Annotated in this window: 30 protein-coding genes and 1 tRNA gene; 11 read left to right on the top strand and 20 right to left on the bottom strand. The window is 62.6% G+C overall.

Annotation, left to right across the window (positions count from 1 at the left end; translation table 11 throughout):
• Nucleotides 1–125: 125 nt before the first annotated feature.
• Complete coding sequence (locus B0G71_RS08775; protein ID WP_116141070.1) at nucleotides 126–1,529, top strand: M20 family metallopeptidase; 1,404 nt, start codon at nucleotides 126–128, stop codon at nucleotides 1,527–1,529.
• A gap of 64 nt (nucleotides 1,530–1,593) precedes the next feature.
• Nucleotides 1,594–2,877 carry an MFS transporter gene (locus B0G71_RS08770; RefSeq protein ID WP_116141069.1) on the top strand — a complete coding sequence of 428 codons (1,284 nt, stop codon included), beginning with the start codon at nucleotides 1,594–1,596 and terminating at the stop codon, nucleotides 2,875–2,877.
• Nucleotides 2,878–3,097: 220 nt separating this feature from the next.
• Here B0G71_RS08770 and B0G71_RS08765 read toward each other — a convergent pair whose 3' ends face one another.
• Complete coding sequence (locus B0G71_RS08765; RefSeq protein ID WP_116141067.1) at nucleotides 3,098–4,150, bottom strand: NADP(H)-dependent aldo-keto reductase; 1,053 nt, start codon at nucleotides 4,148–4,150, stop codon at nucleotides 3,098–3,100.
• Nucleotides 4,151–4,304: 154 nt separating this feature from the next.
• Here B0G71_RS08765 and B0G71_RS08760 point away from each other — a divergent pair, with 154 nt between their 5' ends.
• Together B0G71_RS08760 and B0G71_RS08755 are read left to right on the top strand one after the other, a co-directional pair.
• A complete protein-coding gene (locus tag B0G71_RS08760; RefSeq protein ID WP_116141065.1) occupies nucleotides 4,305–4,517 on the top strand; it encodes a DUF3820 family protein in 213 nt (70 codons plus the stop codon).
• 206 nt (nucleotides 4,518–4,723) lie between these two features.
• Entirely contained in the window at nucleotides 4,724–4,969 is a 246-nt protein-coding gene (locus B0G71_RS08755) for a hypothetical protein (protein WP_106283597.1), read from the top strand.
• Between the two features lie 59 nt (nucleotides 4,970–5,028).
• Here B0G71_RS08755 and B0G71_RS08750 read toward each other — a convergent pair whose 3' ends face one another.
• The 3 genes from B0G71_RS08750 to B0G71_RS08740 form a co-directional block, all read right to left on the bottom strand.
• The gene (locus tag B0G71_RS08750; protein WP_181916743.1) at nucleotides 5,029–5,679 is read right to left on the bottom strand and encodes a trimeric intracellular cation channel family protein; all 651 of its coding nucleotides are present in this window, start codon (nucleotides 5,677–5,679) and stop codon (nucleotides 5,029–5,031) included.
• Between the two features lie 133 nt (nucleotides 5,680–5,812).
• Complete coding sequence (gene cysC, locus B0G71_RS08745) at nucleotides 5,813–6,352, bottom strand: adenylyl-sulfate kinase (protein ID WP_116141063.1); 540 nt, start codon at nucleotides 6,350–6,352, stop codon at nucleotides 5,813–5,815.
• Entirely contained in the window at nucleotides 6,349–7,959 is a 1,611-nt protein-coding gene (locus B0G71_RS08740) for a sulfotransferase (protein ID WP_116141061.1), read from the bottom strand. Before B0G71_RS08740 ends, cysC begins: the two co-directional genes overlap by 4 nt.
• A gap of 348 nt (nucleotides 7,960–8,307) precedes the next feature.
• On the opposite strand from B0G71_RS08740, the gene B0G71_RS08735 reads away from it, so the two are divergent.
• Nucleotides 8,308–8,673, top strand: coding sequence for a hypothetical protein (locus B0G71_RS08735; protein ID WP_116141059.1), 366 nt, complete (start codon nucleotides 8,308–8,310; stop codon nucleotides 8,671–8,673).
• 76 nt (nucleotides 8,674–8,749) lie between these two features.
• Here the strand turns inward: B0G71_RS08735 and B0G71_RS08730 are convergent, their stop codons facing one another.
• The 5 genes from B0G71_RS08730 to B0G71_RS08710 form a co-directional block, all read right to left on the bottom strand.
• Complete coding sequence (locus tag B0G71_RS08730; protein ID WP_116141057.1) at nucleotides 8,750–9,811, bottom strand: exo-alpha-sialidase; 1,062 nt, start codon at nucleotides 9,809–9,811, stop codon at nucleotides 8,750–8,752.
• Between the two features lie 636 nt (nucleotides 9,812–10,447).
• Nucleotides 10,448–10,523: transfer RNA gene (locus B0G71_RS08725), tRNA-His, on the bottom strand.
• Nucleotides 10,524–10,611: 88 nt separating this feature from the next.
• On the bottom strand, nucleotides 10,612–11,613 hold the full coding sequence (gene dusA / locus B0G71_RS08720; RefSeq protein ID WP_106283602.1) for a tRNA dihydrouridine(20/20a) synthase DusA: 1,002 nt from the start codon (nucleotides 11,611–11,613) through the stop codon (nucleotides 10,612–10,614).
• A 116-nt stretch (nucleotides 11,614–11,729) separates the two neighbouring features.
• Entirely contained in the window at nucleotides 11,730–11,975 is a 246-nt protein-coding gene (locus B0G71_RS08715) for a hypothetical protein (protein ID WP_106283603.1), read from the bottom strand.
• A gap of 89 nt (nucleotides 11,976–12,064) precedes the next feature.
• A complete protein-coding gene (locus B0G71_RS08710; protein WP_258875541.1) occupies nucleotides 12,065–12,304 on the bottom strand; it encodes a hypothetical protein in 240 nt (79 codons plus the stop codon).
• 298 nt (nucleotides 12,305–12,602) lie between these two features.
• Here B0G71_RS08710 and B0G71_RS08705 point away from each other — a divergent pair, with 298 nt between their 5' ends.
• On the top strand, nucleotides 12,603–12,869 hold the full coding sequence (locus B0G71_RS08705) for a hypothetical protein (protein WP_106283605.1): 267 nt from the start codon (nucleotides 12,603–12,605) through the stop codon (nucleotides 12,867–12,869).
• A gap of 143 nt (nucleotides 12,870–13,012) precedes the next feature.
• Here the strand turns inward: B0G71_RS08705 and B0G71_RS08700 are convergent, their stop codons facing one another.
• Together B0G71_RS08700 and B0G71_RS08695 are read right to left on the bottom strand one after the other, a co-directional pair.
• Nucleotides 13,013–13,285 (bottom strand): DUF6566 family protein, encoded by a 273-nt coding sequence (locus B0G71_RS08700; protein ID WP_116148417.1) that lies wholly within the window; start codon nucleotides 13,283–13,285, stop codon nucleotides 13,013–13,015.
• Between the two features lie 113 nt (nucleotides 13,286–13,398).
• Entirely contained in the window at nucleotides 13,399–13,596 is a 198-nt protein-coding gene (locus B0G71_RS08695) for a hypothetical protein (RefSeq protein WP_041758893.1), read from the bottom strand.
• A 151-nt stretch (nucleotides 13,597–13,747) separates the two neighbouring features.
• Here B0G71_RS08695 and B0G71_RS08690 point away from each other — a divergent pair, with 151 nt between their 5' ends.
• Entirely contained in the window at nucleotides 13,748–14,041 is a 294-nt protein-coding gene (locus B0G71_RS08690; RefSeq protein ID WP_116141055.1) for a hypothetical protein, read from the top strand.
• Nucleotides 14,042–14,064: 23 nt separating this feature from the next.
• Here the strand turns inward: B0G71_RS08690 and B0G71_RS08685 are convergent, their stop codons facing one another.
• From B0G71_RS08685 to ssuD, 4 genes are all read right to left on the bottom strand, one after another.
• Complete coding sequence (locus B0G71_RS08685) at nucleotides 14,065–14,280, bottom strand: molybdopterin-binding protein (protein ID WP_116116762.1); 216 nt, start codon at nucleotides 14,278–14,280, stop codon at nucleotides 14,065–14,067.
• A 48-nt stretch (nucleotides 14,281–14,328) separates the two neighbouring features.
• Nucleotides 14,329–15,330: an ATP-binding cassette domain-containing protein gene (locus tag B0G71_RS08680; RefSeq protein ID WP_116141053.1), complete on the bottom strand. Its 1,002-nt coding sequence runs from the start codon at nucleotides 15,328–15,330 to the stop codon at nucleotides 14,329–14,331.
• Nucleotides 15,327–16,169 (bottom strand): aliphatic sulfonate ABC transporter permease SsuC, encoded by an 843-nt coding sequence (gene ssuC / locus B0G71_RS08675; protein WP_116141051.1) that lies wholly within the window; start codon nucleotides 16,167–16,169, stop codon nucleotides 15,327–15,329. Before ssuC ends, B0G71_RS08680 begins: the two co-directional genes overlap by 4 nt.
• A gap of 69 nt (nucleotides 16,170–16,238) precedes the next feature.
• On the bottom strand, nucleotides 16,239–17,399 hold the full coding sequence (ssuD, locus tag B0G71_RS08670) for an FMNH2-dependent alkanesulfonate monooxygenase (protein ID WP_116141050.1): 1,161 nt from the start codon (nucleotides 17,397–17,399) through the stop codon (nucleotides 16,239–16,241).
• Between the two features lie 503 nt (nucleotides 17,400–17,902).
• On the opposite strand from ssuD, the gene B0G71_RS08665 reads away from it, so the two are divergent.
• On the top strand, nucleotides 17,903–18,328 hold the full coding sequence (locus B0G71_RS08665) for a hypothetical protein (RefSeq protein ID WP_106307847.1): 426 nt from the start codon (nucleotides 17,903–17,905) through the stop codon (nucleotides 18,326–18,328).
• 96 nt (nucleotides 18,329–18,424) lie between these two features.
• On the opposite strand, the gene B0G71_RS08660 is transcribed toward B0G71_RS08665, so the two are convergent.
• Nucleotides 18,425–19,549 (bottom strand): enoyl-CoA hydratase/isomerase family protein, encoded by a 1,125-nt coding sequence (locus B0G71_RS08660; protein ID WP_116141048.1) that lies wholly within the window; start codon nucleotides 19,547–19,549, stop codon nucleotides 18,425–18,427.
• 46 nt (nucleotides 19,550–19,595) lie between these two features.
• Complete coding sequence (locus B0G71_RS08655) at nucleotides 19,596–20,510, bottom strand: TetR/AcrR family transcriptional regulator (RefSeq protein ID WP_116141046.1); 915 nt, start codon at nucleotides 20,508–20,510, stop codon at nucleotides 19,596–19,598.
• Between the two features lie 135 nt (nucleotides 20,511–20,645).
• Here B0G71_RS08655 and B0G71_RS08650 point away from each other — a divergent pair, with 135 nt between their 5' ends.
• Entirely contained in the window at nucleotides 20,646–21,644 is a 999-nt protein-coding gene (locus B0G71_RS08650) for an NAD-dependent epimerase/dehydratase family protein (RefSeq protein WP_116141044.1), read from the top strand.
• 229 nt (nucleotides 21,645–21,873) lie between these two features.
• Here the strand turns inward: B0G71_RS08650 and B0G71_RS08645 are convergent, their stop codons facing one another.
• Both B0G71_RS08645 and B0G71_RS08640 read right to left on the bottom strand, forming a co-directional pair.
• Nucleotides 21,874–22,158, bottom strand: a complete 285-nt coding sequence (locus B0G71_RS08645; protein WP_041758889.1) for a DUF1488 domain-containing protein — start codon at nucleotides 22,156–22,158, stop codon at nucleotides 21,874–21,876.
• Between the two features lie 176 nt (nucleotides 22,159–22,334).
• Nucleotides 22,335–22,613: a hypothetical protein gene (locus B0G71_RS08640; RefSeq protein WP_116116756.1), complete on the bottom strand. Its 279-nt coding sequence runs from the start codon at nucleotides 22,611–22,613 to the stop codon at nucleotides 22,335–22,337.
• Between the two features lie 289 nt (nucleotides 22,614–22,902).
• Here B0G71_RS08640 and B0G71_RS08635 point away from each other — a divergent pair, with 289 nt between their 5' ends.
• Complete coding sequence (locus B0G71_RS08635; protein ID WP_116141042.1) at nucleotides 22,903–23,094, top strand: hypothetical protein; 192 nt, start codon at nucleotides 22,903–22,905, stop codon at nucleotides 23,092–23,094.
• 74 nt (nucleotides 23,095–23,168) lie between these two features.
• Nucleotides 23,169–23,561, top strand: coding sequence for a hypothetical protein (locus B0G71_RS08630; RefSeq protein WP_116141040.1), 393 nt, complete (start codon nucleotides 23,169–23,171; stop codon nucleotides 23,559–23,561).
• Nucleotides 23,562–23,592: 31 nt separating this feature from the next.
• On the opposite strand, the gene B0G71_RS08625 is transcribed toward B0G71_RS08630, so the two are convergent.
• On the bottom strand, nucleotides 23,593–23,925 hold the full coding sequence (locus B0G71_RS08625; protein WP_404935463.1) for a DMT family transporter: 333 nt from the start codon (nucleotides 23,923–23,925) through the stop codon (nucleotides 23,593–23,595).
• Nucleotides 23,926–23,932: the final 7 nt, after the last annotated feature.

Below are 23,932 nucleotides of genomic sequence, written 5' to 3'. Positions count from 1 at the left end.
ACGATCATTGTGACAAAAAAAACGGCCTCCTAGAATCGGTTCGAAGATGCAGGCCGCGTCCGTGCGTCATCAGACAAACGATCCCGCGCCGCCCGCCCCCACCTTCGCCCGCATTGGAGACACGCATGAGCCGCACCCAGGCCATCGAGCACGCCACCCGTCATTTCGAATCCGGCGCCTTTCTGGAAACGCTCAACCGGCGCGTCGGTTTTCGCACCGAAAGTCAGGAGGACGACCGCACCGCCACGCTGCTGTCGTATCTGACCGACGAGATCACGCCGGAAGCCAAAAGCCTCGGTTTCAACACGCGCATCGTCGCCAATCCGGTGGATGGCTTCGGGCCTTTCCTGATCGCGCAGCGCCACGAGGGCGACCATCTGCCCACCGTGCTGATCTACGGCCACGGCGACGTGGTGCGCGGCTACGACAGCCAGTGGCGCGCGCCGCTGACGCCGTGGGCCGTGACCGTCGAAGGCGAACGCTGGTTCGGCCGCGGCACGGCCGACAACAAAGGTCAGCACAGCATCAACCTCGCCGCGCTGGCGAGCGTGCTGGCCGCGCGCGACGGCAAGCTCGGCTTCAACGCGAAGCTGCTGATCGAGATGGGCGAGGAAACCGGCTCGCCCGGACTCGACGCGATCTGCCACGCGCACCGGGAAGAACTGGCCGCCGACGTGCTGATCGCCTCCGACGGTCCACGTCTCGCCGCGCGCCGCCCTACCGTGTTCCTCGGCTCGCGCGGCTCGGTGAATTTCAGGCTTTCGTTGAATCTGCGCGACGGCGCGCATCATTCGGGCAACTGGGGTGGCCTGCTGCGCAATCCGGCGACGGTACTGGCGAATGCGTTGGCGAGCCTCGTCGACGCGCGCGGTGTGATCGCCGTCGACGGTTTGCGCCCGCCGCCGATTCCCGAGGCGGTGCGCCGTGCGCTCGCCGATATCACGGTAGGCGGCGGCCCGGGCGATCCGGACGTCGACGAAAACTGGGGCGAGCCAGGCCTTACCGCACCCGAGCGTGTGTTCGGCTGGAACAGCTTCGAAATACTCGCGTTCAAGGCCGGCAACCCGGAGAACCCGGTCAATGCGATTCCGTCGTCGGCGTTCGCGCATTGCCAGCTGCGCTTCGTGGTCGGCACCGATTGGGACAACCTCGAACGGCATCTGCGCACGCATCTGAATGCGCACGGCTTCTCGCAAGTGCAGATCGACCTTGAGCGCGGCGCCCCCGCCACGCGTCTGAACCCGGACGATGCGTGGGTCACGTGGGCGATTGCCTCGCTCGAACAGACCACCGGCAAGAAGACCGCCGTGCTGCCGAATCTGGGTGGCACGCTGCCCAACGAAGTGTTCGCCGACACGCTCGGCCTGCCGACCATCTGGGTGCCGCACTCGTATCCGGCCTGTTCGCAGCACGCGCCGAACGAGCATCTGCTCGGACCGGTCGTGCGCGAAGGTCTGCAGATCATGGCGGGCCTCTTCTGGGATCTCGGCGAAAACTCGCCGCGCGCGACAAACAACCCCGCTATCTGAGCGACGCCCGCACGAATCGGGCGCATCACGCCGTTATCCGCATCCGTCACGAGGCACGTCCACGATGAGCACGTCCACCCTGCAAGCCACTGCCGCGCGGCCATCCGCCGCGAAGGTCCATCGCATCATTCTCGCGGCGTCGATCGGCAACGCGCTCGAATGGTTCGACCTCGTCGTCTACGGATTCTTCGCGGTGACCATCGCGAAGCTGTTCTTTCCGGCGCGCACCGAAGCCATTTCGCTGATGCTCACGCTCGGCACCTTCGGCATCTCGTACATGATCCGGCCGCTCGGCGGACTCGTGCTCGGTTCGCTCGCGGACCGCGCCGGACGCAAGGCGTCGCTTTTACTGTCGATCGCGTTGATGATGATCGGCACCCTGACGATCGCCGTGATGCCGTCGTATGCGGCGATCGGTCTGTGGGCGCCGGCGGGCATCATGCTGTCGCGGCTCGTGCAAGGTTTTTCGGCGGGCGGAGAGTTCGGTGCGTCCACTGCGTTTCTGGTCGAACATGCGCCCGAGCGCCGTGGCTTCATGGGTAGCTGGCAATTCGCGAGCCAAGGCATGGCGACGCTGCTCGCTTCCGGTTTCGGCGCGCTGCTGACGAGCCAGCTCACGAGCGCGCAACTCGAATCATGGGGATGGCGCGTGCCGTTTCTGTTCGGCCTCGCGATCGGTCCGGTGGGTTTCTATATCCGCCGTTACGTGGATGAAGGCGCCGAGTTCAGTGCCGAGCCCAAAGCCCGCACGCCGCTACGCGATCTGTTCGGCACGCAGAAGGTGCGCATGCTGCTGGCGGTCGGCTCGCTGATCATTTCGACGGCGGCCAACTATATGATCCTGTACATGCCGACCTACGCGATCAAGCAACTGCACTTGCCTGCCTCGACCGGCTTCGCGGCGACACTCGCCACCGGCGTGGTGCTCACGGTGCTGACGCCGTTCGCGGGTCATCTGTCCGACAGCCTCGGACGCATCCGCATCATGGCGACGGCCGCCGCGCTGATGCTGGTGACGGTATATCCGGCTTTTGTGTATATGAACGCGCATCCCTCGTTCGTGACGATGCTGCTCGCGCTGATCTGGATCGGCGTATTGAAGGCGACGTATTTCGGTGCGCTGCCCGCATTGATGTCGGAGATTTTCCCGACGCAGACGCGCGCGACCGGTTTGGCGGTGAGCTACAACATCGGCGTGACGGTGTTCGGCGGTTTTGCGCCGTTCGTGATCACGTGGCTGATCGATGCAAGCGGTAATAAGCTCGCGCCTGGCTTCTATCTGATGTTCTGTGCGTTGGCGAGTTTGCTCGCGCTTTATGCGGTGCGCGGGAAGTTGAGAATCCACTAACGGACGCGCGAATGCCGCCTCGCCCGCAGCGCCATGGCAAAGGCGCTCGCCATCACTAAATACGCGGGAAGCGGAGTACCAGCCAAGCACGTCTGCCTACGCGGCAGCGTCGCCGAAGCGACGCGCGAATCCCGTGCGAACGCCCGGCCATGCAGCCGGGGCAAATCAAACGTTCGCATGATGCGAGCCGCACTCGGAGCTCGCATTCACCGGTCCCGCATCAGGGCGCCGGATTCGGCTGCAGTTCGTGCAGCGCATCGATTTCCGCGAGCACTTCCGGCGAGAGTTTCACCTCGACGCTGGCGATGTTTGCCTTCAACTGATCGAGCGAAGTCGCGCCGATCAGATTGCTGGTCACGAACGGCCGGCTATTGACGAACGCGAGCGCGAATTGCGCGGGCGACAAACCGTAACGCTTCGCCAACTCCACGTAACGCGTGATCGCCTGCACCGCTTGCGGCTTGCTGTAGCGTTGAAAACGCTCGAACAGCGTAATGCGCGCGCCGGCCGGACGCGCGCCGCCTTCATACTTGCCCGTCAGCCAGCCGAAGGCCAGCGGCGAATAAGCCAGCAAGCCGATGTTGTCGCGATGCGCGTACTCGGACAGCCCCGCTTCGTACGTGCGATTCACGAGGCTGTACGGATTTTGAATGCTGACGATGCGCGGCAAGCCGAGCTTTTCGGCCGCGCGCAGAAACTGCGCGACGCCCCACGGCGTTTCGTTCGACACGCCGATATGACGGACCTTCCCCGCCTTGACGAATTCAGCGAGCACCGACAGCGTTTCTTCGATGGGCACCGTATAGGCGTCGTCGACCCACGGATACGCCGGGCGGCCGAAGGTCATCGTGCTGCGATCCGGCCAGTGCAGCTGGTACAGATCGACGTAGTCCGTTTGCAGGCGCTTCAGGCTTTCGTCGAGCGCTTCGGTCAGATTCTTGCGGTCGAACTGGTTGCCTTTGCCACGAATATGGGTCGGGTTGTGCGGTTGACGCGCCGGGCCGGCGATCTTGGTGGCAAGCACGATTTTCTCGCGCGCGCTGCGATGCCGCGCGAGCCACGTGCCGATATAGCGCTCCGTCGAACCTTGCGTTTCGGCACGCGGCGGCACCGGGTACATTTCAGCGGTGTCGATCAGATTGATGCCGTGATCGAGTGCGTAGTCGAGTTGCGCGTGCGCTTCCTGTTCCGTGTTCTGCTCGCCCCACGTCATGGTGCCGAGACCGATCAGGCTAACCTGCACATCGGAGTCGCCGAGTCTGCGGTATTCCATCGAACTTGTCCTGTTGATTGGTGGACGAAAAGCGCTGACGTTACCATGTCCGCCCGAGCTCTGCCTGGCGCGCTAAAATGCCGCTCCAGCGCGCGTCGCCCATTTTTTCGCGCACAATCTTTCGCTGCGGCTTCCCTGCGCCGACCTGCCTGCCATGAATCCCGAACAACTCGATCTGCTGGTCACGCGCGTCATGCCTTACGGGAAATATAAAGGCCGCGTGATTGCGGACCTGCCCGGTCATTACCTAAACTGGTTTGCTAGCCAGGGCTTTCCGCCCGGCGAAATCGGCCGGCTGCTGGCGTTAATGCACGAGATCGATCACAACGGTTTGAAGTCGCTGCTCGAGCCTTTGCGCAAGCGTTGATCGCCTCGCGGTGAAAGCGATGGGAAGCGCCCTGAAGCGTGGATGAAAGTCGCCCTGTCGGCATCATGCAAGCAATGCCGGCCTGCACAAATTTACACGGTATTTTGCTTGTACCTTGGCCGCCGAATGGACTTTAATCCACGTAGGTCTTCGCGCGAACTCCATGATTCGCGCCATCGTCCGCATGTCATTTTGCCTGTCCGTCCATGTCTGAATTCAGCTTGTCCGCACTGCTCGAATTTATCGGCCACGATCTCTCGCCTGTGAGGGCGGTGATCATCTTCTTCCTGATCGGCTATCTCGTCGTCGGACTTCCTTTGCATTTCCGCCAGGGGCCCGCCTCGCGCGACATCTGGGGCACCGCTGCCGGCGTGACCATGGCAGCGATCTATGCGGCGTTCATTATCGGCGTGTACCCGGCGTTGCATCATTCGGCCGGGTGGTTGCGGTAACGCGAAGCGGCTTCGAAGCGCGCCGTGCCAAGGCGCGTGCATACGACGACCCTCATCGCTCAAACCGGCGACACCTTCGGCAGATGCCAGCCATGGGTCACGGCGAGCATCCGCAAGACGAAGCACGCCGCGCCGCCCGCCAGCGCCGCCGGGCCCGGCGGCAAACCGGCACGGCGCGCCACCACCACGACGAACGCCCCCGCGAACGCGGCCGTTGCATAGATGTCGGCGTGCAGGACGACCGGCACGCGCGCCAGCAGCACGTCGCGTATCACGCCGCCGCCCACGCCGGTGAGTGTGCCCATCAACATGGCGATAAACGGACGGATCCCGAACAGCAGCGCTTTTTCCACACCCGCCACGGCAAAGAGCGCGAGGCCGGCCGCGTCGAGCATGGTGACGAGCGCAACGGGAAACTGCTGCGCCGTCGAATGGAACATAAAGGTCAGCAACCCGGTGACAAAGGTCAGCGCCGGATAGCGCCAGTCACGGATCGCGTTCGGCGGTGAATCGCCGATCAGCAGATCGCGGATCACGCCGCCGCCGAGCGCCGCGACAAACGAAATCACCATCACGCCCAACAGATCGAGACCGCCGCGGATCGCGCTGAGCGCACCCTCGACCGCGAACACCACCGTGCCCGCCAGGTCCGCTGCCAGCACCAGTGTTTCGACGTTCAGTCTGATTTTTCGTATCGACAATGTCGGCATCGACGCTTCACCCTTTCTGCTTTTTGTCCACGAGAAATCGAAACGGTATAGGGAAACGCCGCGGGCGGGGTGAAAAATCTGCGTGTACGGTTACGCGCTGCGCGTGGCGCGCGACGCTTCAGGACGAAGCGCGCTAACCGCCTAGACGCCCCGTCGCGACCAGATGCGCAAGCAGGCGATCGACTGCCTCGTCGATCGGCATCCGGTCGCTCTCGATCACGACATCCGACGCGAGCGGTGCTTCGAAAGGTCCGGAAATGCCTGTGAAATGCGGGATCTCGCCACGCCGCGCGCGAGCGTAAAGCCCTTTGGCATCGCGCGCTTCGCAGACACTCAGCGGAGCATTCACGAACACTTCCACGAAACCGTCGCCGACGATTTCACGCGCCGAGCGCCGATGCCGATGCTCAGGCGAAATCACCGCGGCAATCACAACGAAGCCCTGCTGCATGAACAGCGCCGCGACATGCGCGACCCGCCGCAAGTTCTCGGTACGGTCCTCGGGCGCATAGCCGAGGTCGGCGTTCAGTCCGCGCCGCAGCACGTCGCCATCGAGCACGATCGCGGCGTGCCCCGCTTCTTTCAGGCGGTCATGCAAGGCGTTGGCGAGCGTCGATTTGCCCGCGCCGGAAAGTCCCGTCATCCAGATCACGGCGCCACGCGACGCGCTCATGAGCGATGCTCCGTGACGCTTATCACGACCTCGCCAACCTCGCCGGCCTCCCCGGCCTCCTGGCGATGCGCCGGCGCCAGCACCGGGCCCAGGCCGTCGAACAACGGTTGCAGCAAGGCGTGACGCGGCTGCCAGCGTTGCAGCGAGGTCTTGTACAGCGGACGCCGCACCTGCGCGGAACTGGCCGTGTTCACCTGGCGCGCGGTCTGATAAAACGACAGACAGCGTTCGTCCCAGTCGAGCCCGCAATGCGCGAGCAGGCGGCGCACGTTGGCTTCAAAATCGTCGACCAGTTCCTCATACTTGACTTCGATCATCACACCTTCGGGGAGCACACGTTGCCAGTGCGCCATTAACGCGTCGCACGCGCGATAGTAGCGGCCCAGTTCGCCGAGATCATAGCTGAACGGCACGTCGTGAAAGATCCGCGAGAAAATCGACAGACAGGTTGGCAACGGCGCGCGGCGGCTGTGAATGAAGCGGGCGTTCGGCAACGCGAGATGGATCAGGCCGAGGTTGATGAAGTTGAACGGATACTTGTCCGTGAAGTGCGTGTAGTTCGCAGCCGGATCGCGTTCGTCATTTGGAGTCGGGCTCTGAAGTTCCGGCAGCGCGTTGCGCATGCGACGCAGATAGTCCGCGCCGAGCGTGCGGAACGGCGCGGCGCCGACGTTTTCCAATGCTTCGATATCGATCCGCAACGGATCGCCCGGATCGCGGCGAATGCAGCTCACCAGCGCCTCGCCGAATTCCGTGCGCTCGCCCGCGCCGAACACCTGAGGATGGCTCGCGAGAATCTGCTCGATCAGGGTCGAGCCCGAGCGCGGCATGCCGACGATAAAAACAGGCGTCTGCGATACGTCGCCGAGACCGCGCTTTGCCGCCAGCAGATCGGAAGTCATTAGTTCGGGCAAATGGGCGAACAGGCCTAGCGTTTCCGCTTCGTTGTAACGCACGCCGGCGCGGTGCAGCGCATTTCCCTTCAGGAAGTGATTGAACGACGCGTCGTTGCGGCCCACATCGGACAGCGCCTGGCCGTACGCAAAGTGAAGCTCCGCCTGATCGGCCGGCGTGAACGAAGCGGCGTCGCCGACGAGACGCTCCATCGCGAGGAACACCGGATCGTCGGCGGCGAGGCGCCTGGATTGCACGAAGTTGCGGTAGTACAGCGGCACTTGCGGCGCGGCTTCGATAGCGCGGCGATACGCTTCGTGTGCCTCGTCGAAGCGGCCGAGTGCCTGCAGGCAGTTGCCCATGTTGTTGTGCGAGCCGTCGGCTTGCGGATTCACACGCGTCGCCTCGCGATAGGCGTCCACCGCCTGTTCGAGACGATGCATCTGCTCGAGCGTCCAGCCGAGGCCGTGATGCGAATCCGTGTCGTGCGGATCGAGCGCGATCGCTTCGTGATAGCGGACCACGGCTTCGGGAAAACGGTTCAGCGCGGCGAGCGTGGCCGCGAGGCGCTGTTGGACGAGGGCGTCGGTGGGATCGAGCGCGCGGGCGGTTTCGTAATGTTGGAGCGCGGCGTCGAGTTCGCCGCGCGCGGCGCAGGCGTCGCCTTCGGCGCGCAATTCCGATGCGGCAGCCGGCTGTGGATCTTGCTTCATTGACGGCTGGATTCTTGCAGGCTGCGCATCGAGCGGTCCTGACAGTGGCGAGTGCGATCTTTTCATCCAGCCCGGCAAGCGGCACGGTCGGGAGTCGAAGGTAATTGTCTGAAGCAAACTTAACAGTCGCGCCCTACAGTTTCGTTTCGAAAATTTAACTAACTGTTACAGCGTCGCATGCACGGAAGGTCTAGAAAGCTTCGCACCGCGCCTCGCTACTACGGTCTTCGATCGCCATGCATGCCGGATCGGCACGCCATAGCATGCGCAAACCGTAATTTGCGGACACAAATGCCGCTGAACTCTTGAGCACGCGTTTTTTCTCAATCACATACGAAGGAGAAAATCGTGAGCAGGCTCATTGCATCAATGGCACTGTTGGCGGTGACGGCCGCTTTGACCGGATGCGCAGTCGCGCCGGGATACGACTACGGCTATGCACAACCTTATTACCCTGACTACGGCTATGCGTACGGGCCACCGTATGCGCCGGTTTATGGCAGCGTCGGCATTTATGGCGGCTGGGGTGGATCCTGCTGTTATCACGGCGGCTATTGGCACGGCGGCCATGGATGGCACGGCGGGAACGGATGGCACGGCGGTGGCGGTTGGCACGGCGGCGGATATGGCGGATCTCACGGCGGCAGCAGCGCCAGCGGCGGCGGGAGTTCGTGGAGCAGCGGCGGTGGCGGCCATGGGGGACATGGGCGTTGAACTCGCAAACCCGAAAACAAAAACGGCGCTGTGATTTCTCACAGCGCCTCAGGCGCAGAAGCGAAGTCTGATCGGATCAATGGATTCGGCTTGGATCAATCACGACATGTTTTATGTGAATCTTTTTCCATGTGTACGTGACGTGAACCAGCCCGTCCGGCGACTGGATAACCGCCGGATAAGAAAATTCCTGATTTGCCTCGTTCTCAAGGTCAAGAACTTCGTGATAAGTCTGGTGATCAGATGAAATGAGGACCGTTAGTCTGTGGCGGTCCCAACGACCTTCGACGTAAGGTAGCGGATTGGCGACGATCAGGTCGCGCCCGTCGATCAGGGTCACGGCGTCCAAGCCCGAATTTGAGTTGGGAATATCCACCGGCGAGAGAGCGGTCCACGTCTTTCCCCAATCACTCGACCTGGTGTTGAATACAAAGCCGTTTTTTGTCCGGACTAGCGCCTGCAACTGGCCGTGACGATGGTCGAGAATTGTTGGCTGGATTGCCTGAATTGCACGCGGGCCCGCCGCCGGATATTCGACTTCCCAGGTAGCTGCCCCATCGGTGGACCGTTCGAAATGAACTTTCCATCCGTCATGTTCGGTACTACTCCCGGCTATTACAATTCCATTTGATAACTCGACGGGTTTATCTTTTGCCGGTCCGGATATACCAGGGCCAAGAGCAGCCGGCTTCGACCATGAGGTTCCCCCATCAAGCGAGGTCATCCGGAAAGGATGCCAATCCGCCGGCAATTTCCCGCGACTATAAAACAGCATCAACGGACCGTGCCTGGGAGAAAAAAGAATTGGATTAATTACCGTTAGAGCCTCACCGTCAGACGAACGTCCGTCTGCGACCCGGACTGGCGCACCCCATTGTTTTCCGGAGTATTGCGCTACCCAAACACCAACGTCACTAGCGGCCTCTTTGCTGCCAGCCAACCACGCCGCCACCAAATGCCCTTTCGAAAAGGCAATCGTCGAAGCATGACAAAACGCGATTTTCTGCGGAGGATTAATAATATCCGCCGAAAGGATTGCGTCAGAATTATTTTCACGGCCAGCGGTAGTTTGAACCAGCGAAAGAGAAAGGATAACGAAAGTTATATGTCTGAAATATGACAACAGATGAAAATTCATACGATTAAACCGCTGGCATGGTTAGCAACTGGTATTTTGAGACGGCGAATGGTAACCGATGCGAATATTTTTTTTCGGAGTAAGCCGGATTTATTTTCGGAAATTTATTTGTAATGTCGGCGGTTTAAACTGAAGTATTGCAGTGTCAGCGTGTTTCTCCACGCTGACGTTGTGGCGGCGTGGCCGTAATCAAATAGCCTTTACCGGATTTGGAATGGTATTTTCGGTCGAGCGAGCGCACCTGGACGGCCTGCGCGCGAGTAACGGTTGCGCTGTTCTTCGGATCGAGGCCGACGTGTGCCGCACCGCTTCATCGGATACGGATAGATATCGCGGGCCTGCTGCGGCAGGTCGTTGACGGCGAGTCCGTCCTCGCCTCAACCAGTGGACTTATGAACTAATGTTGTCGCGCGCCCTTCAGCGCTCCCGAGCAGACGTTTTTTTGCCGAAAACCGAATTGCCTCGGCACGCCTCAAATACCGCTTTCCGCGAAGTATTTTAGTAGTTATACGCGGCGTTTTCTTTCCGTCTATCCGGCGCCCGTTCCGAAAACAAAAAAGCCGTTCCGAATTTTTAATCCGGAACGGCTTTCAATCTTCAACTGCCTTATATCGCGAACGATATTGCTAAATTCTTTGGGGTGGCTGATGGGGCTCGAACCCACGACAACAGGAATCACAATCCTGGACTCTACCAACTGAGCTACAGCCACCACTGACATCTGCTTGACTTGCCGTAAAACTTGGCTCGTCGATGAAGAAACGAGATTATACGAACAAGAATCTCGTTTGCCTAGTCCTTTATTCAAAAATTTCGATCGGCTCGCGCAGATGCTGTCTTGCCTCATCGAAGATGGTCAGATCGCGCGCGGCGAGGCGCTTGCTATCCGACAACACGCGACGCCAGCCGCGCGCGCCCGCTTCCCCACGATAGAGCCCGAGCGCATGACGGGTGATGGCGCCGAGATACGTGCCGCGCGCCATCTCAGCGGCGCAATACTCAATCAACTTCGCCTCGACCTGCTCGCGCGTGAGCGGCGTTTGCGTCGACCCATAGAAGCGTGCATCGACATCGGCTAGCACATACGGATTGTGATAAGCCTCGCGCCCGAGCATCACACCGTCGACGTGTTGAAGATGCGTCTCGACTTCATCGAGCGTCTTGATGCCGCCGTTGATGATGATCTCCAGATGCGGAAAGTCGCGCTTCAACTGATACGCGTACTCGTATTTGAGCGGCGGAATCTCGCGATTTTCCTTCGGGCTCAAGCCCTTGAGAATCGCGTTGCGAGCGTGCACGATGAACACGTTGCAACCGGCGTCCGCAATCGTGCCGACGAAATCGCGCACGAATCCATACTCTTCCACGGCATCCACGCCAATGCGGTGCTTCACGGTGACCGGCACCGACACCGCATCGCGCATGGCCTTCACGCAGTCGGCAACGAGCTGCGGCTCGTTCATCAGGCACGCACCGAATGCGCCGCGCTGCACGCGTTCGGACGGGCAACCGCAGTTCAGATTGATTTCATCGTAGCCCCATTGCTCGCCCAGCTTCGCCGAACGCGCGAGGTCGTCGGGTTCGCTGCCGCCGAGTTGCAGAGCGACCGGCGCTTCTTCGGGCGTGAAGGCGAGATGGCGCGGCACATCGCCGTGCAAGAGCGCGCCGGTCGTCACCATTTCCGTGTAAAGCCACGTATGGCGAGAGATCACGCGATGCAAGGAACGGCAATGACGATCGGTCCAGTCCATCATCGGGGCGACCGATACGCGGCGCGGGCTGGGAGTGTGCGGTGAAGACATGGGGCGGCCAGACGGCTTGATTCAAAACACCGATTTTACCGCAAGGCGCAAATTCGCCTGCCCGACGCGATACTCCTCGCCCACGCTTCAGTTGTTTAACACCAACCCGCCGAGCTTCAGCGAGTCGCCCCCGAAACGTTTGTTCCGCCTTCATCCGTTTTAGCCTTCAGCAAGCCGGTATTGAGCATGGCGGAAAGTACGTCCTCGATACGCGCGTCTTCGAGCAGGCGTCGGCCGGCGCGCAGGCGTCGCGCGTTGGTCAAATCGATGGCGCGCTGCAGATCGGAAGTCTCGGCGGCGATATACACAGCCATCCCATAGCCGTATCGATCGGCGAGCCTGGAGTCGAAGAAGTATTTCATGCTCCCGTTTTCGGCAGCCGCGCCGAAAACTTTACAGCGGATTCACGAGAGCACCCGAAACGGTTGCCTCTCGCACGACGGTCAGGCCATCAATGCTGCCCGGCGTTCAACAGCAGCCATACCTGCTGTCGAGGCTCACCGGCAACGACGCGCGCGAACGCCGCTCGACAACGCACGCACGTGTAATGCTCCTCCGCGCGCCCGTCTTTCACCGCCCCACGACTGTTTAGCGTCAGGTTGTCATGCGGGCGATGCGCGGAAGGCAAGCCATAGAGCTCGAAGCAGTCCGCGCACGGCTGAATCCACAGGTCCATCGAGGTGTTCTCCAAGGCGACGAATCCAAACGAAATTCGATTCGCGCGATGCTATCCATGGCGATTAACCCACGCCGCTACCCGGGTCTTTGACGCCCCAAACCGCTTGGCCCGTGGGGTCGAACCACTGCGGACGCTTGCTCCGCCTGCTTCCAGCCGATTATTTCAAATCCAAGAACAGTACTTTCAGATTATCGATACAAATTTTCGATAGTAGGGGTATACACTGCCTTCCATCGACGTTGCAGACACATCTCACTGCCCCCTGCGACGCCTTCCTGAATTGAAGTCGAAACGTTATCGGAGTCACACCATGAAGACCAAGCTCATCGCCGCCCTGCTGGTTGCTGTTTCTGCCTCGATCGCCGCTCCCGCTTTTGCTAGCGGCTACGGCCCGGCGCCGTCGTACCGTCCGTCGGTCGGCGCACCGGCTTCGCAACAAGGCCAGAACGCACAAACCGTGGCAGCTGAACGTGCCAACGCTGAATCGAATGCCTACGGCGGCGTGAACAACGTGTCGTCGCAATCGGGTGCCAAAGAGCCGGTTTCGGGCCCGCAATCGGTTTTCTTCGGCCACTAAGCAGTTGCCGTTGAACCGGCTGCCTCACGAGGGCAACCGGTAAACTGGGCGCCGCGCATGCAGTATGGATGCCGGCGCCCAGTTGCGTTTACATCATTGCAACCGCATCGGGACAGCCAGCTTGATCGGACGCGTGCGCACTTTCACCCAAGTGCGGAAGGCACGTGCGGTGCGGCGTCGAGGCCGCCCGCGTCGATCACTTCGCGCGCCGTGCGGAAGCCCGCCTCGGCCGCGGCATGCTCGGTGCACCATAAGGTGTCGATATGCACGAGCCGCCAGTCGACCACCACCGCCTCACCCCGCAACACCCGAAAATGCGCTTTGACGCCCGTCAGCACCTGTTCGACAGCGACTTCGATGTCGTAGTCCTGATAGCGCGCCTGGTAGTCCCCCATGTCGAGACCCTTCGGCTCCATCTTCGCCTCCATAGTGACGCCGCTAATGCTGCGGCCAGACTTGTCCGGCGAGCACGCTGGACGGCTCGCGGATCGAGCCGGCCCGAACGTCAGGCCGCCTCTCGCGCTGGCAATTAATCGCAATCGCCCGAAAGATATTGCCGACCGTTGCAGGTGATTTCGACGTCTCCGCCGCTCGCCTCGGCGACGAGGCCGCCGGCCAGCAATTCGGCTGTCACGGACTGCGCCAGCTTCGGCGCGTCCTGTCCGACACCGACGTCGTTCAGACGCCGCAAGGCTTCCACCGCTTCGGGACTCAATGACTTTGACATGGCCGTCTCCGTCTGCATGCTCAATTCATCCTAGCAAGTTTCGGGGACGTATGCAGGGGCGCGTCGCGGCACGCGAAATGCGTGGAAATCATGATTCCACCAGCGCGCGGCGGCGCCGAAACCGTAAGGCGATATCGCCGGGAGGACGGATATGAAGGGAAGCAGATGGACGGCATGGGTAACGGGCGTCGCGCTGGCGGCAGGCCTCGGCATAAACGGCACCATGACGGCATTCGCACAGACGGCGAAACCGGCACAAACGCAGCAAAAGCCGGCGCAGACAGCGCCGCAAAACGACAACTCGTCGATGGCCAAGCCGCCCAAGGCCGCTTCCGGCTCAGGCGGCTTAAGCAATCCCGACAACATGCCGATCAAGCGCCCGAGCAAGCCGACCAACGACAAAATGACGCACGAGCCGCCCGCCAGCGGCGCGAACGCGAAATAGCGCAAGCGTGAACTGCGCAAACCTCACAGGCGCGCGATCGACACCTCCGTCGACTTCACCAGCGCGATCACCTCCGAGCCAACCGCAAGTTCGAGTTCGTCGATGGAGCGCGTGGTGATCACCGAGGTGACGATACCGAATGGCGTATCCACATCGACTTCGGACACGACCGGTCCGCGGATGATTTCCTTGACCTTGCCTTTGAACTGATTGCGTACGTTGATTGCGGAAATGCCCATATCGATTGACTCCAGAAAAGCGATTTAGAAACAGTCAGTCAAGCAATGTCAGACGGCCCAACGGACCTCTGTCGGCCGCCTGAGACGGCCTTCGTCACGTGCGTCGTACGCGTGATGGGACAGCGCGTCGTCATTCGGCGCCGTCTTCAGCACGCGTTGCAACACATGTTCTTCGAACGCGGCGAAACCGGCCGACGCGCGCGCCCGCGGACGCGTGAGCGGCACCGGCTGATCGAGCGCGACGCGCCCTTCTTCGATCAGCAAAATCCGGTCGCCGAGCGCCACGGCTTCGTGCACGTCGTGCGTGACCAAGAGCGCGGTGAATCGATGCTCGCGCCACAGGCGCTCGATCAGCGCGTGCATTTCGATGCGCGTCAACGCGTCGAGCGCGCCGAGCGGTTCGTCGAGCAACAGCAATTGCGGCCGATGCACGAGCGCCCGCGCCAGCGCCACCCGCTGACGCTGACCACCGGAAAGCTGCGCGGGCCAATCGTTGGCGCGCTCCAGCAAGCCGACTTCGGCGAGCACGGCACGCGCGTCCTCACGCGCGCCGCGGCCGAGGCCGAGCATCACGTTTTGCAGCACGCTCTTCCAGGGCAGCAAGCGCGCGTCCTGGAACATGATGCGAGTGTCGATTGGCCCGCCGTCTTCGGTGCGCTTTTCGAGCACACCGGAGCTGGTCTTTTCCAGTCCGGCGACGAGGCGCAGCAAGGTTGATTTCCCGCAGCCGCTGCGGCCGACGATCGCCACGAAACTGCCGCGCTCGATCGACAGATTGAAGTCGGACAGTACCTGGCGCTCGCCGTAGCTCTTGCCCACGCCGCGCAACTCCACCGAATAATCCGCGGCACGGCGTGCGCCGTTGCGTGACAGCGCGCCGGCCGATAGTCCCGCATCGACACGCGGTCGATGATGATGTACCGCATCGGCATATTCGAAAGCAGCCGCTTCGTGCGCGTCATGATCGACGTTACGAGCGAGCACCAATTCGGCTTCGAGATCGCTGCCGGCAATCCCGCCGAACGACGCGGACAAGATCGTGGAGCTCATGATTTCCCTCCTCGTTGATAAGCGGGATGCCAGCGCAGCGAGAAGCGTTCGAGGCTTTTCGCCAGCACGTCGGCGAGTTTGCCGAGCGCCGCGTAGAGCAGAATGCCGACCACCACCACATCGGTTTGCAGGAATTCGCGGGCGTTCATGGTCATGTAGCCAATGCCCGATTGCGCGGAAATGGTTTCGGCGACGATCAGCGTGACCCACATCAGCCCGAACGCGAAACGCACGCCGACGAGAATCGACGGCAACGCGCCCGGCAGCACCACATGCCGGTACAGCGCGAAACCCGTCACGCCATAACTGCGCGCCATCTCGATCAGATTGGCGTCCACCGAGCGGATGCCGTGAAAGGTGTTCACGTAGATCGGGAAAAACACGCCCAGCGCGACGAGAAACACCTTCGCCTCCTCCTCGATGCCGAACCACAGAATCACGAGCGGAATCATCGCCAGCGCCGGGATGTTGCGGATCATCTGCACGGTCGAGTCGAGCGCGATCTCGGCGGGCTTGAACAAGCCGGTCGCGAGTCCGAGCACGAGGCCGATGCCGCCGCCGATCGCAAAACCCGACACCGCGCGCCACGTGCTGACCTTCACGTCCGCCCACATTTCACCGGACTGGATCAGCGACCACGCGGCCTTGACGACCGCGAGCGGCTCGGGGAGCACGCGCGTCGACAGCACGCCGCTTCTCGCGGCGAATTCCCACGCCAGCAGAATCGCGAGCGGCGCGAGCCATGGCGCGAGATGCGCGCCGATCCGGCGCAACGTGTGCAAAGCCGCGCCGGCCTCGGCGCCTTTGTGCCGCCCGGCGCTCACAGTGGATTCAGCCATGTTTCCCGTTCCTCATTGCTTATCGATGACCGAGCGTGCCCGGTGCGGCACGTGCACCAGGCTCGAGATTCAGCTCGAACTGGCCGCCTTCGGCAGATAGTTGTTGCCGACAATCTCGCCGAACGGACCCGACAGCGGTCCATTCGACACCTTGTTGCGACGATTCGGCAGCAACGGAAACACGAGTTCGGCGAAGCGATACGACTCTTCCAGATGCGGATAGCCCGACAGAATGAAGGTGTCGATGCCGAGTTCGGCGTACTCCTTCATGCGCGCCGCCACCTGCTCCGGATTGCCGACCAGCGCCGTGCCCGCGCCGCCGCGCACGAGGCCCACGCCCGCCCACAGATTCGGATAGACCTCGAGTTCCGCGCGGCCGCCACGCTTGCCGCCGTGCAGCGCGGCCATGCGGCGCTGGCCTTCAGAGTCCATCTTCGAGAACGAGGCCTGGGCACGCGAGATGGTCTCGTCGTCGAGCTTGCTGATCAGCTTGTCGGCGGCGGCCCACGCTTCTTCTTCGGTCTCGCGCACGATCACGTGCAGACGGATCCCGAACTTGATCTGGCGGCCATGCGCCGCAGCGCGCGCGCGAATGTCGGCGATCTTCTTCGCCACGGCTTCGGGCGGCTCGCCCCACGTCAGATAGGTATCGATATGCTCGCCCGCCATCTCGTGCGCGGCCGGCGACGAACCGCCGAACCACAGCGGCGGATGCGGGTTCTGCACGGGCGGATACAACGCCTTGCCGCCCTTCGAGCTCAGATGCTTGCCCTCGAAATCGATCGCGTCGTTGGTATGCGCGGCGCTCAGCAGCTTGCGCCAGATGTGCAGGAATTCGTCGGTGATTTCATAGCGCGTGTCGTGGTCGACGAACACGCCGTCGCCTTCCAGTTCCGCGGCATCGCCGCCGGTCACGACATTGATCAGCAGACGTCCGTTCGACAGCCGGTCGAAGGTCGCCGCCATGCGCGCGGCCAGACCCGGCGACGAGATGCCCGGGCGGATCGCCACCAGAAACTTCATGCGTTTGGTCGCGGCGATCAGGCTCGACGCGACGACCCATGCGTCCTCGCACGAACGGCCCGTCGGCAGCAGCACGCCCTCGTAGCCGAGCGTATCGGCGGCGACGGCGATCTGCTGGAAATAGTCGTAATCGGCTGCGCGTGCACCTTGGGACGTACCGAGATAGCGGCTGTCGCCGTGAGTCGGAATGAACCAGAACACATTCATTTGCTGCTCCTGCATGGACGAAACTGGATTAATGAAGACGATGCGTCGAGCGTTCGCGCACACGCCGGCCGCGCGCATCCCTCCGGCACACAGCCAGACGGTGCAGCGCAAAGAGACGGAAAAATGCGGTGTCGTTGCGCGCTAGCGGCGACAACGGACCGGCTGGCGCGCGTGCGCCATGCGGCGGATGAAGATCGGCATCAGGCCGGACATCGCGACGGCTTCCCTCGACCAAACGTGCGCGTCATGCGCTCGATTAAACGGCGACAGCGGCAAACGCCGTCTGCATGGAGAAACAGTCTATGGATCGGGCTGCGGCTTTTGAACGATTTTTTTTAGCTTAGGTTTTCCACTTTCGTGATTAGCCCGACGCTAAAGCATACGGATGTTGCGCGGCGTGTACGCTGGAAAAGGGGTACGTCTAGATATAATGGCGCACGTTTTCCGAATAATCCGGTACAGGCCATGCGAACCACGCCGCCTGTATCCTGGCGGTGCAATGCATGCAAAAACTCATCCTGCCGTTCGTCGCCGGTTTTCTGGCTTCCCTGTTCTTCCACGAATCGACGCTGGCGCTGCTGCACGCAGCCGGGATGATCGAGCCGACCGGTTTTTCGACTGCGCCGTTTTTACCGCTCGGTTTGCCTGAGTTCATTGCCAACGCGATCTGGAGCGCGTTCTGGGCCGTGCTGATGGCGTGGCTGTTGCGCGTCGCGCCGCATCGGCGTGCGCCGTGGGTGCCGGCTTTCGTGTTCGGCGGCATCGCGTTGACGGCGGCGAGCGTGTTCGTGATCGACCCGCTGCGCGGAATCTGGCCGAGCGGCAACATGCTGCCGCGCCTCTCCGTGGGGTTCGCTGCGAATGCGATGTGGGGCTGGGGCGCGCTCGTGTTCATGCGCGCCTTCATGGCGAGCGAAGACGAGGAATAAACGGCTTGGGCGGTTTGGCCGCTGGCCGTTGGCAAACGGCGCTATGACGCGCGTTACGCGCGTCATAGCTTACCGCGCGGCTCCAATTCTTCGGCTTTAACCGCGCAAATCCCGCAGCGGATGTTCGTTCGCCGGCCACGGGCTCTCGAACATCTTCTCGACGTCGGCGGCAATCACGTCCTCGATGCGCGCGAAGCGCCAGCGCGGGGCGTTGTCTTTGTCGATGATGCGCGCGCGAATGCCTTCGATCGTGTCGCCGTGCAGAAAGCTCGAGCGCGTCAGATCGAGGTCGCCACGCAGCACGTCAGCCATTGAACCCTCGGCGCGCGTCACCACTTCCAGCGACACCGCCATCGACAGCGGCGAGCGTTCGCGCAAGACCGCAATCATCTGTTCGGCCCAATCGGCGGCTTCGCGCTCGCTTTGGAGCGAAGCAAGAATTTGCGCGACGTCGGGCAAGGCGAAGTGACGATCGATCAACGCCCGCCCATTCGCCAGCGACGACGCCTCCGGTTGCGGCACGACCTGATGCGCGAGCGCCTCGCGTTCAATGCACGCCACCACGTCCGCGCCGCGCTCGAAGCGCTCGCTGCGCAAGGTGTCGACCAGAGCGGGCAAGGCCGCGTCGTCGATATAGGTGTCGGCGAGACCCGCGTAAAGCGCGTCGGCCGCGCCGATCGTTTCGCCGGTCACTGCCAGATAGCGGCCGATCGCGCCAGGCGTGCGGGCCAGAAACCAACCCGCGCCGACGTCCGGAAACAGGCCGATGCGAGTTTCCGGCATCGCCATCTTCGTCGAATTCGTGACGACTCGCAGACCGCCGGTGCGATGCGCGCCCTGCGAAATGCCCATGCCGCCGCCCATCACGACGCCGTTCATCAACGCGATATACGGTTTCGGAAAGGTGAAGATGGCGTGATTGAGCCGGTATTCCTCGGTGAAAAACGTGTCGCGCACATCCTGTTCGCCGCGTTGCGCCGACTCATACAGAAAGCGGATGTCGCCGCCCGCGCAGAACGCGCGCGGGTGCCGGCTGCGCACCACGACGGCGAGCACGTCCGGATCTTCGCGCCACTGATCGAGCGCCGCGTGCATCGCGCGAATCATGCCGGTCGACAGCGCATTGAGCGCCTTCGGCCTGTCCAGTTCGATGAAACCGATGCGGTTGGCTACGAAAGTCGCGACTTCGTCGCTGACGGCGGGCGAGGCGGAAATGGACATGGCGAGCTAAGCGCAACCGCGCAAATTAAGGTGGAATTGAACGTTATCACGCACTTGTGCTTTTGCGCCTCGCAGCCGGCGCGGTGGCACCGCTCGCTGCGGCTTTGGCCGGTTTTCTAGCTGAAGGCTGCGCGGCGGGATCGTTGTCCGGTTGCGCCGGCGACCCGGTACGCGTTGCAGGGGATTTTTTCTTGCGCGTACCGGCGTCGGCCGCGGCGCCCGGCGCCTGCATTGCGTGCGACGCGCCCAACCAGGCGTCGAGCGCGATGCCCACCACCGTGTCGAGCGGCGCGGTCGGGAACACGGGACACGTCAGGTTCAGTGCGACGATGCCGTGCAAATTCGCCCAGAACGCCTCGGCCCACACCGCCACGTCCATCGACGCCGACAGACGCCCCGCCGCTTTGAGTTCGTCGAGCGCGGAAATCATGATGTGCAACGCGGCTTCGCCGGGATCGTCCCCGATAGCGGCCGTCTCTCCGTTTGCTTCGTCAGCCGCCGTGGCTTCGGTATCCGCGCTCTGCGCCGCCGCACCGCCCGACGCCGCGCCGGCATTGGCCGGATCCGCCGCCGCCTTACCCTTCGCCACGCCGCCCAGCGCCGCGCCGGTGTAGCTCGGATCTTCCATGAAGATCAGCCGGTACGTTTCCGGATGCGCGACACCGAACGCCACGTAGGCCCGACCGAGCGCCTTGAGCCGCTCGGCCGGATCCGAGATGCCCGCGAGCGGCACGAATGTCTGCAGCAGTTGCGCATAGCCTTCCGCGCACAAAGCTTGGGCGATCTCGTCGCGGCTTGCGAAATGCAGGTACAGCGTGGCGGGCGAATATTCGATGGCGTCGGCGATTTTGCGCATGGACAGCGCGGCAAAACCTTCGCGCATCACGATGCGCCGCGCGGCATCGAGGATGCGTTCGCGCAGTGCCTGTTTCTGGCGGTTCTTTCGTTCAGCGATTCCCATGACGAACATTTTCGGGTTGACAAACTGAAAAGTCAAATTAAACTGAACGCTGTTCACTGAACAGCGTTCATTAAATTTTATATCATCAGTCACAATCCATGCGGACGCGATGCGGCGCCGCTTCAAGGAGTCGTCATGCAAGTCACGGGCAAGGTGGGTTTATTTGGCGCCGCGGGCGCGGCCGGTCAGATCATCGCGGCGGCGCTCAGCGCGGCGGGCCGCGATTACCGGGTGGTCGGCCGCTCGCGCGCGCCGCTCGAGGCCGCTTTCGGCCACGATCCGCACGCGGAGATCGTCACGTGGAATCCGGACGACCCCGCTTCGATCCGCGCGGCGTCGCAGGATCTGCAGACGGTGATCTATCTGGTCGGCGTGCCCTACGATCAGTTCGCCGCGCATCCGCCGCTCATGGAGAGAACGCTGGCGGGCGTGACGGCGGCGGGCGTCGAGCGCTTCATTCTGATCGGCACGGTGTATCCGTACGGCCGCGCGCGCGGCAATCCGATCCGCGAAAATCATCCGCGCGAGCCGCACACGTTCAAGGGCCAAATGCGGCTCGCGCAGGAAAATCTGGTACTGGCGGCCCATGGACGCGATGGTCTGTCGACGCTCGTGCTGCGCCTGCCCGACTTCTACGGCCCGAAGATCGAGCGCAGTCTGCTGAACGGCGTGTTCGAAGCCGCGGCGACCGGCAAGCGCGCGCAGGTGATCGGCCCGGTGGATGTGCCGCATGAATTCATCTATCTGCCGGATATCGGGCCGGTGGTCGAAAAGCTCACGCGCACGCCCGAGGCGTATGGGCGCTGGTGGCACCTCGCCGGCGCGGGCACCATCACGCAGCGCGAAGTGGCGCGCCAGGCTTATGCGCTAGCCGGCCGCCAACCGAAGCTGATGGTCGCCGGCAAGACCCTGCTGCGCGTGTTCGGTCTGTTCAGCCCGTTGATGCGGGAACTGGTGGAAATGAATTACCTGATGACCGAACCGCTCGTGCTCGACGACTCGGCGTTGACCGAACTGATCGGCCCGATCGTCAGAACGTCTTACGAAGAAGGCATTCGCCATGCATTCGATGCCGCGCGCGAGGCGGCATCGGCAAATGCGGGAGCAAACGGAAGCGCCGCGAGCGCGGCTTGAACGAAAGCGCGAAGGTCGTCGGGATTGCGCGCGTGGCGTTTGCGAGTTGTGCGGCGAGTTGCGCGATGTTGTGCAGCCTCCGGCGCATCGGGTCGGCGCATGCGAACTCGCCATGGCTCGCACGGCCCGCTCTGTGGCGGATTGCTCACCGCCGTAGCGCGTCTGACCCGCCAATCCGCTGCCGTTGCGACGGAGTCCGCATGGCCGCATGCTCACTCGGGCAGCGCGACTACCCCGCCACGTTGCCTGGCGGAAAGTGGCCACTCTTCAGCAACACAGGCGTGCCGTTGCTGATCTGCAAGTGCTCGCGCGCGACCGCTTCGATGCGCGGACGTCCGGCGTCGAAAGCGCGCATCCAGCCTTCCAGGTCCTCGGAGTAGGCGCCGAAATGATCTTCGAGCGCTTCGACCGAGATCGCGCACGGCACCGGTTCGCCGTCCACCAGCGCGGGAAAGACAACGGTCAGATTCGAGTCGCGGTAGGCAGGCGCGTCCGCGGGAAACCGAATTTCCATGGCTGCCTCATCAGAAAGATCCGACGGGAAACCGGCGCAGGCGAAAACCGGCCGGCCCCGGAGAACGTCGTTATGGTACTCGCGCGGCCGGACCGAGGTCCAGCCTGCGGCAGCGCTTTCATCAGCGGTTTTGCCGACAGGCCCGGCGACGCTTTTCTTCACCTTGCGCACCGCCATCAAGCGCTTCCCAACAGGCGGTCGATGTAATCGCGCGCCGCCTGCTCGACGAAGACGAGCGCCTCCTCTTCGCTGGCGAAGCGCTGGCCGTCGCCGAGTTCGAGCAAGGTTTCCATGCGGTGAGGATCGTCCGGACCGTGTTCAGCCAGACTCACCGAGCCGACGTAAGTCCCGCTCGCGTTGCCTGCGGTCGCAGCCGGTGCGTCGGCCGCCGGCACGAGGCGCGCGGTGGCGCTGATGTAGTAACCGCGGTAAGGGCCGCTGACCCGTTCAGCCATATTCGTTCTCCTCGTTGCAATTCATGGGTGGGCGCCGCGTCGAACCGCGTTCGATACGCCTGCCCGTGCGTCGACCTGCATATCGCCGGCTGCGCCCGTGCGTGCGAGAGCAGCACGCGCGCCGGCGCACGGCCAACCAGTAAGTAAGGCGCGTCGCGAGCCGATTAGTTCTGCAGCGCGACCCGGCGATGCAGCCGATCGCACTTGTTTGGCCCGCTCCGGTCGAACAGGATCATCGGCACGGTCCGTGCTGCCACGACGACGGCTTTTCGAGTTCAGTGAGCGCAATATGGGAAAATATTTTCTGCAAAGCCACGAATTGCCCGAAACGGATGCGGCGAACACTTGGTTTGCGTACGCCGAAAGCCACGGCATCGACATTCCAAAAGCCATCAGTATCTGGGAAGACGCGGCCACCAAAGAAGGCGAGCAAAGCCGCCAGATGGTCAGCGCGGCGGGCATTACGATCGAAGCACCCTGAGCTTCTGCCGAGCGTCGGCAAGTGCTCCCGATCCACGTGGCGACCCGAATATCAATCTGAAAGGAAACATCACGATGCATTTCATGACGCAACTGCGCCGCGCCGGCCGCTTCAACCGCCTTCGAAGCGGCGCAGCGCCGGCTTTCGTTCGCCGCAGCACGCTCGCGGCCGCCCTTCCCGCCGCCGTGCTGCTCGGCGCGGCGAGCCTTGCCGGCTGCGCATCGTCGAACACCACGTCGCTGATCAACCTGCCGAACGGCCAGACCGGCTTCGCCGTGAATTGCAGCGGCGCCGACGCCTCTTCCAGCTGGGCTTCGTGCTACGTGCAGGCCGGCAAGGCCTGCGGCGCGACGGGTTACGACATCGTCTCCAAAGACAATGACGAAGGCGGCACGGCGGGCGGCAGCGTCACGAACGTCGTGTCGGCCAACGTGAAAAATCGCTCGATGATCGTGCGCTGCAAATAAGCGCCTGCGGCGCCGGTGCCGATGCAAGGGCTCAGTGCGCCTGCATCTTCGAAAACATGTTCAGCACGGCAACGCCGGCAATGATCAGCCCGAGTCCGATGACGGCTGGCACGTCGGGCACCTGCCGGTACAGCAGCACCGCGACCAGCGTGATCAGCACGATGCCCGCGCCGGACCACACCGCATAGACGATGCCGACCGGAATGCTCTTCAGCGTGAGCGACAGACAATAGAACGCCACGCCATAGCCGAGTACGACCACTGCTGAAGCCAGGAACCGCGAGAAGCCCTCCGACGCCCGCATCGCGGAGGTCGCGATCACTTCGGCCACGATGGCAATGCCGAGCAAGGCATAAGGAGGCAGCCGCATC

The sequence above is a fragment of the Paraburkholderia sp. BL27I4N3 genome (assembly GCF_003386115.1).
Classification (GTDB): domain Bacteria; phylum Pseudomonadota; class Gammaproteobacteria; order Burkholderiales; family Burkholderiaceae; genus Paraburkholderia.
The sequence above is the reverse complement of the archived record's forward strand: the minus strand, read 5'-3'. Positions and strand labels throughout refer to the sequence as shown.

Coding starts and splice junctions, on each gene's coding strand:
- B0G71_RS08635 (WP_116141042.1), top strand. CDS start 22,903: ATGGGAAAATATTTTCTGCAAAGCCACGAATTGCCCGAAACGGATGCG.
- B0G71_RS08715 (WP_106283603.1), bottom strand. CDS start 11,975: ATGAAATACTTCTTCGACTCCAGGCTCGCCGATCGATACGGCTATGGG.
- B0G71_RS08750 (WP_181916743.1), bottom strand. CDS start 5,679: ATGCCGACATTGTCGATACGAAAAATCAGACTGAACGTCGAAACACTG.
- B0G71_RS08775 (WP_116141070.1), top strand. CDS start 126: ATGAGCCGCACCCAGGCCATCGAGCACGCCACCCGTCATTTCGAATCC.
- B0G71_RS08740 (WP_116141061.1), bottom strand. CDS start 7,959: ATGAAGCAAGATCCACAGCCGGCTGCCGCATCGGAATTGCGCGCCGAA.
- B0G71_RS08705 (WP_106283605.1), top strand. CDS start 12,603: ATGAAGACCAAGCTCATCGCCGCCCTGCTGGTTGCTGTTTCTGCCTCG.
- B0G71_RS08655 (WP_116141046.1), bottom strand. CDS start 20,510: ATGGGAATCGCTGAACGAAAGAACCGCCAGAAACAGGCACTGCGCGAA.
- cysC (WP_116141063.1), bottom strand. CDS start 6,352: ATGAGCGCGTCGCGTGGCGCCGTGATCTGGATGACGGGACTTTCCGGC.
- B0G71_RS08760 (WP_116141065.1), top strand. CDS start 4,305: ATGAATCCCGAACAACTCGATCTGCTGGTCACGCGCGTCATGCCTTAC.
- B0G71_RS08645 (WP_041758889.1), bottom strand. CDS start 22,158: ATGGAAATTCGGTTTCCCGCGGACGCGCCTGCCTACCGCGACTCGAAT.
- B0G71_RS08755 (WP_106283597.1), top strand. CDS start 4,724: ATGTCTGAATTCAGCTTGTCCGCACTGCTCGAATTTATCGGCCACGAT.
- B0G71_RS08685 (WP_116116762.1), bottom strand. CDS start 14,280: ATGGGCATTTCCGCAATCAACGTACGCAATCAGTTCAAAGGCAAGGTC.
- B0G71_RS08680 (WP_116141053.1), bottom strand. CDS start 15,330: ATGAGCTCCACGATCTTGTCCGCGTCGTTCGGCGGGATTGCCGGCAGC.
- B0G71_RS08700 (WP_116148417.1), bottom strand. CDS start 13,285: ATGGAGCCGAAGGGTCTCGACATGGGGGACTACCAGGCGCGCTATCAG.
- B0G71_RS08695 (WP_041758893.1), bottom strand. CDS start 13,596: ATGTCAAAGTCATTGAGTCCCGAAGCGGTGGAAGCCTTGCGGCGTCTG.
- ssuC (WP_116141051.1), bottom strand. CDS start 16,169: ATGGCTGAATCCACTGTGAGCGCCGGGCGGCACAAAGGCGCCGAGGCC.
- B0G71_RS08665 (WP_106307847.1), top strand. CDS start 17,903: ATGCAAAAACTCATCCTGCCGTTCGTCGCCGGTTTTCTGGCTTCCCTG.
- B0G71_RS08660 (WP_116141048.1), bottom strand. CDS start 19,549: ATGTCCATTTCCGCCTCGCCCGCCGTCAGCGACGAAGTCGCGACTTTC.
- B0G71_RS08730 (WP_116141057.1), bottom strand. CDS start 9,811: ATGAATTTTCATCTGTTGTCATATTTCAGACATATAACTTTCGTTATC.
- B0G71_RS08630 (WP_116141040.1), top strand. CDS start 23,169: ATGCATTTCATGACGCAACTGCGCCGCGCCGGCCGCTTCAACCGCCTT.
- B0G71_RS08640 (WP_116116756.1), bottom strand. CDS start 22,613: ATGGCTGAACGGGTCAGCGGCCCTTACCGCGGTTACTACATCAGCGCC.
- B0G71_RS08650 (WP_116141044.1), top strand. CDS start 20,646: ATGCAAGTCACGGGCAAGGTGGGTTTATTTGGCGCCGCGGGCGCGGCC.
- B0G71_RS08690 (WP_116141055.1), top strand. CDS start 13,748: ATGAAGGGAAGCAGATGGACGGCATGGGTAACGGGCGTCGCGCTGGCG.
- ssuD (WP_116141050.1), bottom strand. CDS start 17,399: ATGAATGTGTTCTGGTTCATTCCGACTCACGGCGACAGCCGCTATCTC.
- dusA (WP_106283602.1), bottom strand. CDS start 11,613: ATGTCTTCACCGCACACTCCCAGCCCGCGCCGCGTATCGGTCGCCCCG.
- B0G71_RS08770 (WP_116141069.1), top strand. CDS start 1,594: ATGAGCACGTCCACCCTGCAAGCCACTGCCGCGCGGCCATCCGCCGCG.
- B0G71_RS08765 (WP_116141067.1), bottom strand. CDS start 4,150: ATGGAATACCGCAGACTCGGCGACTCCGATGTGCAGGTTAGCCTGATC.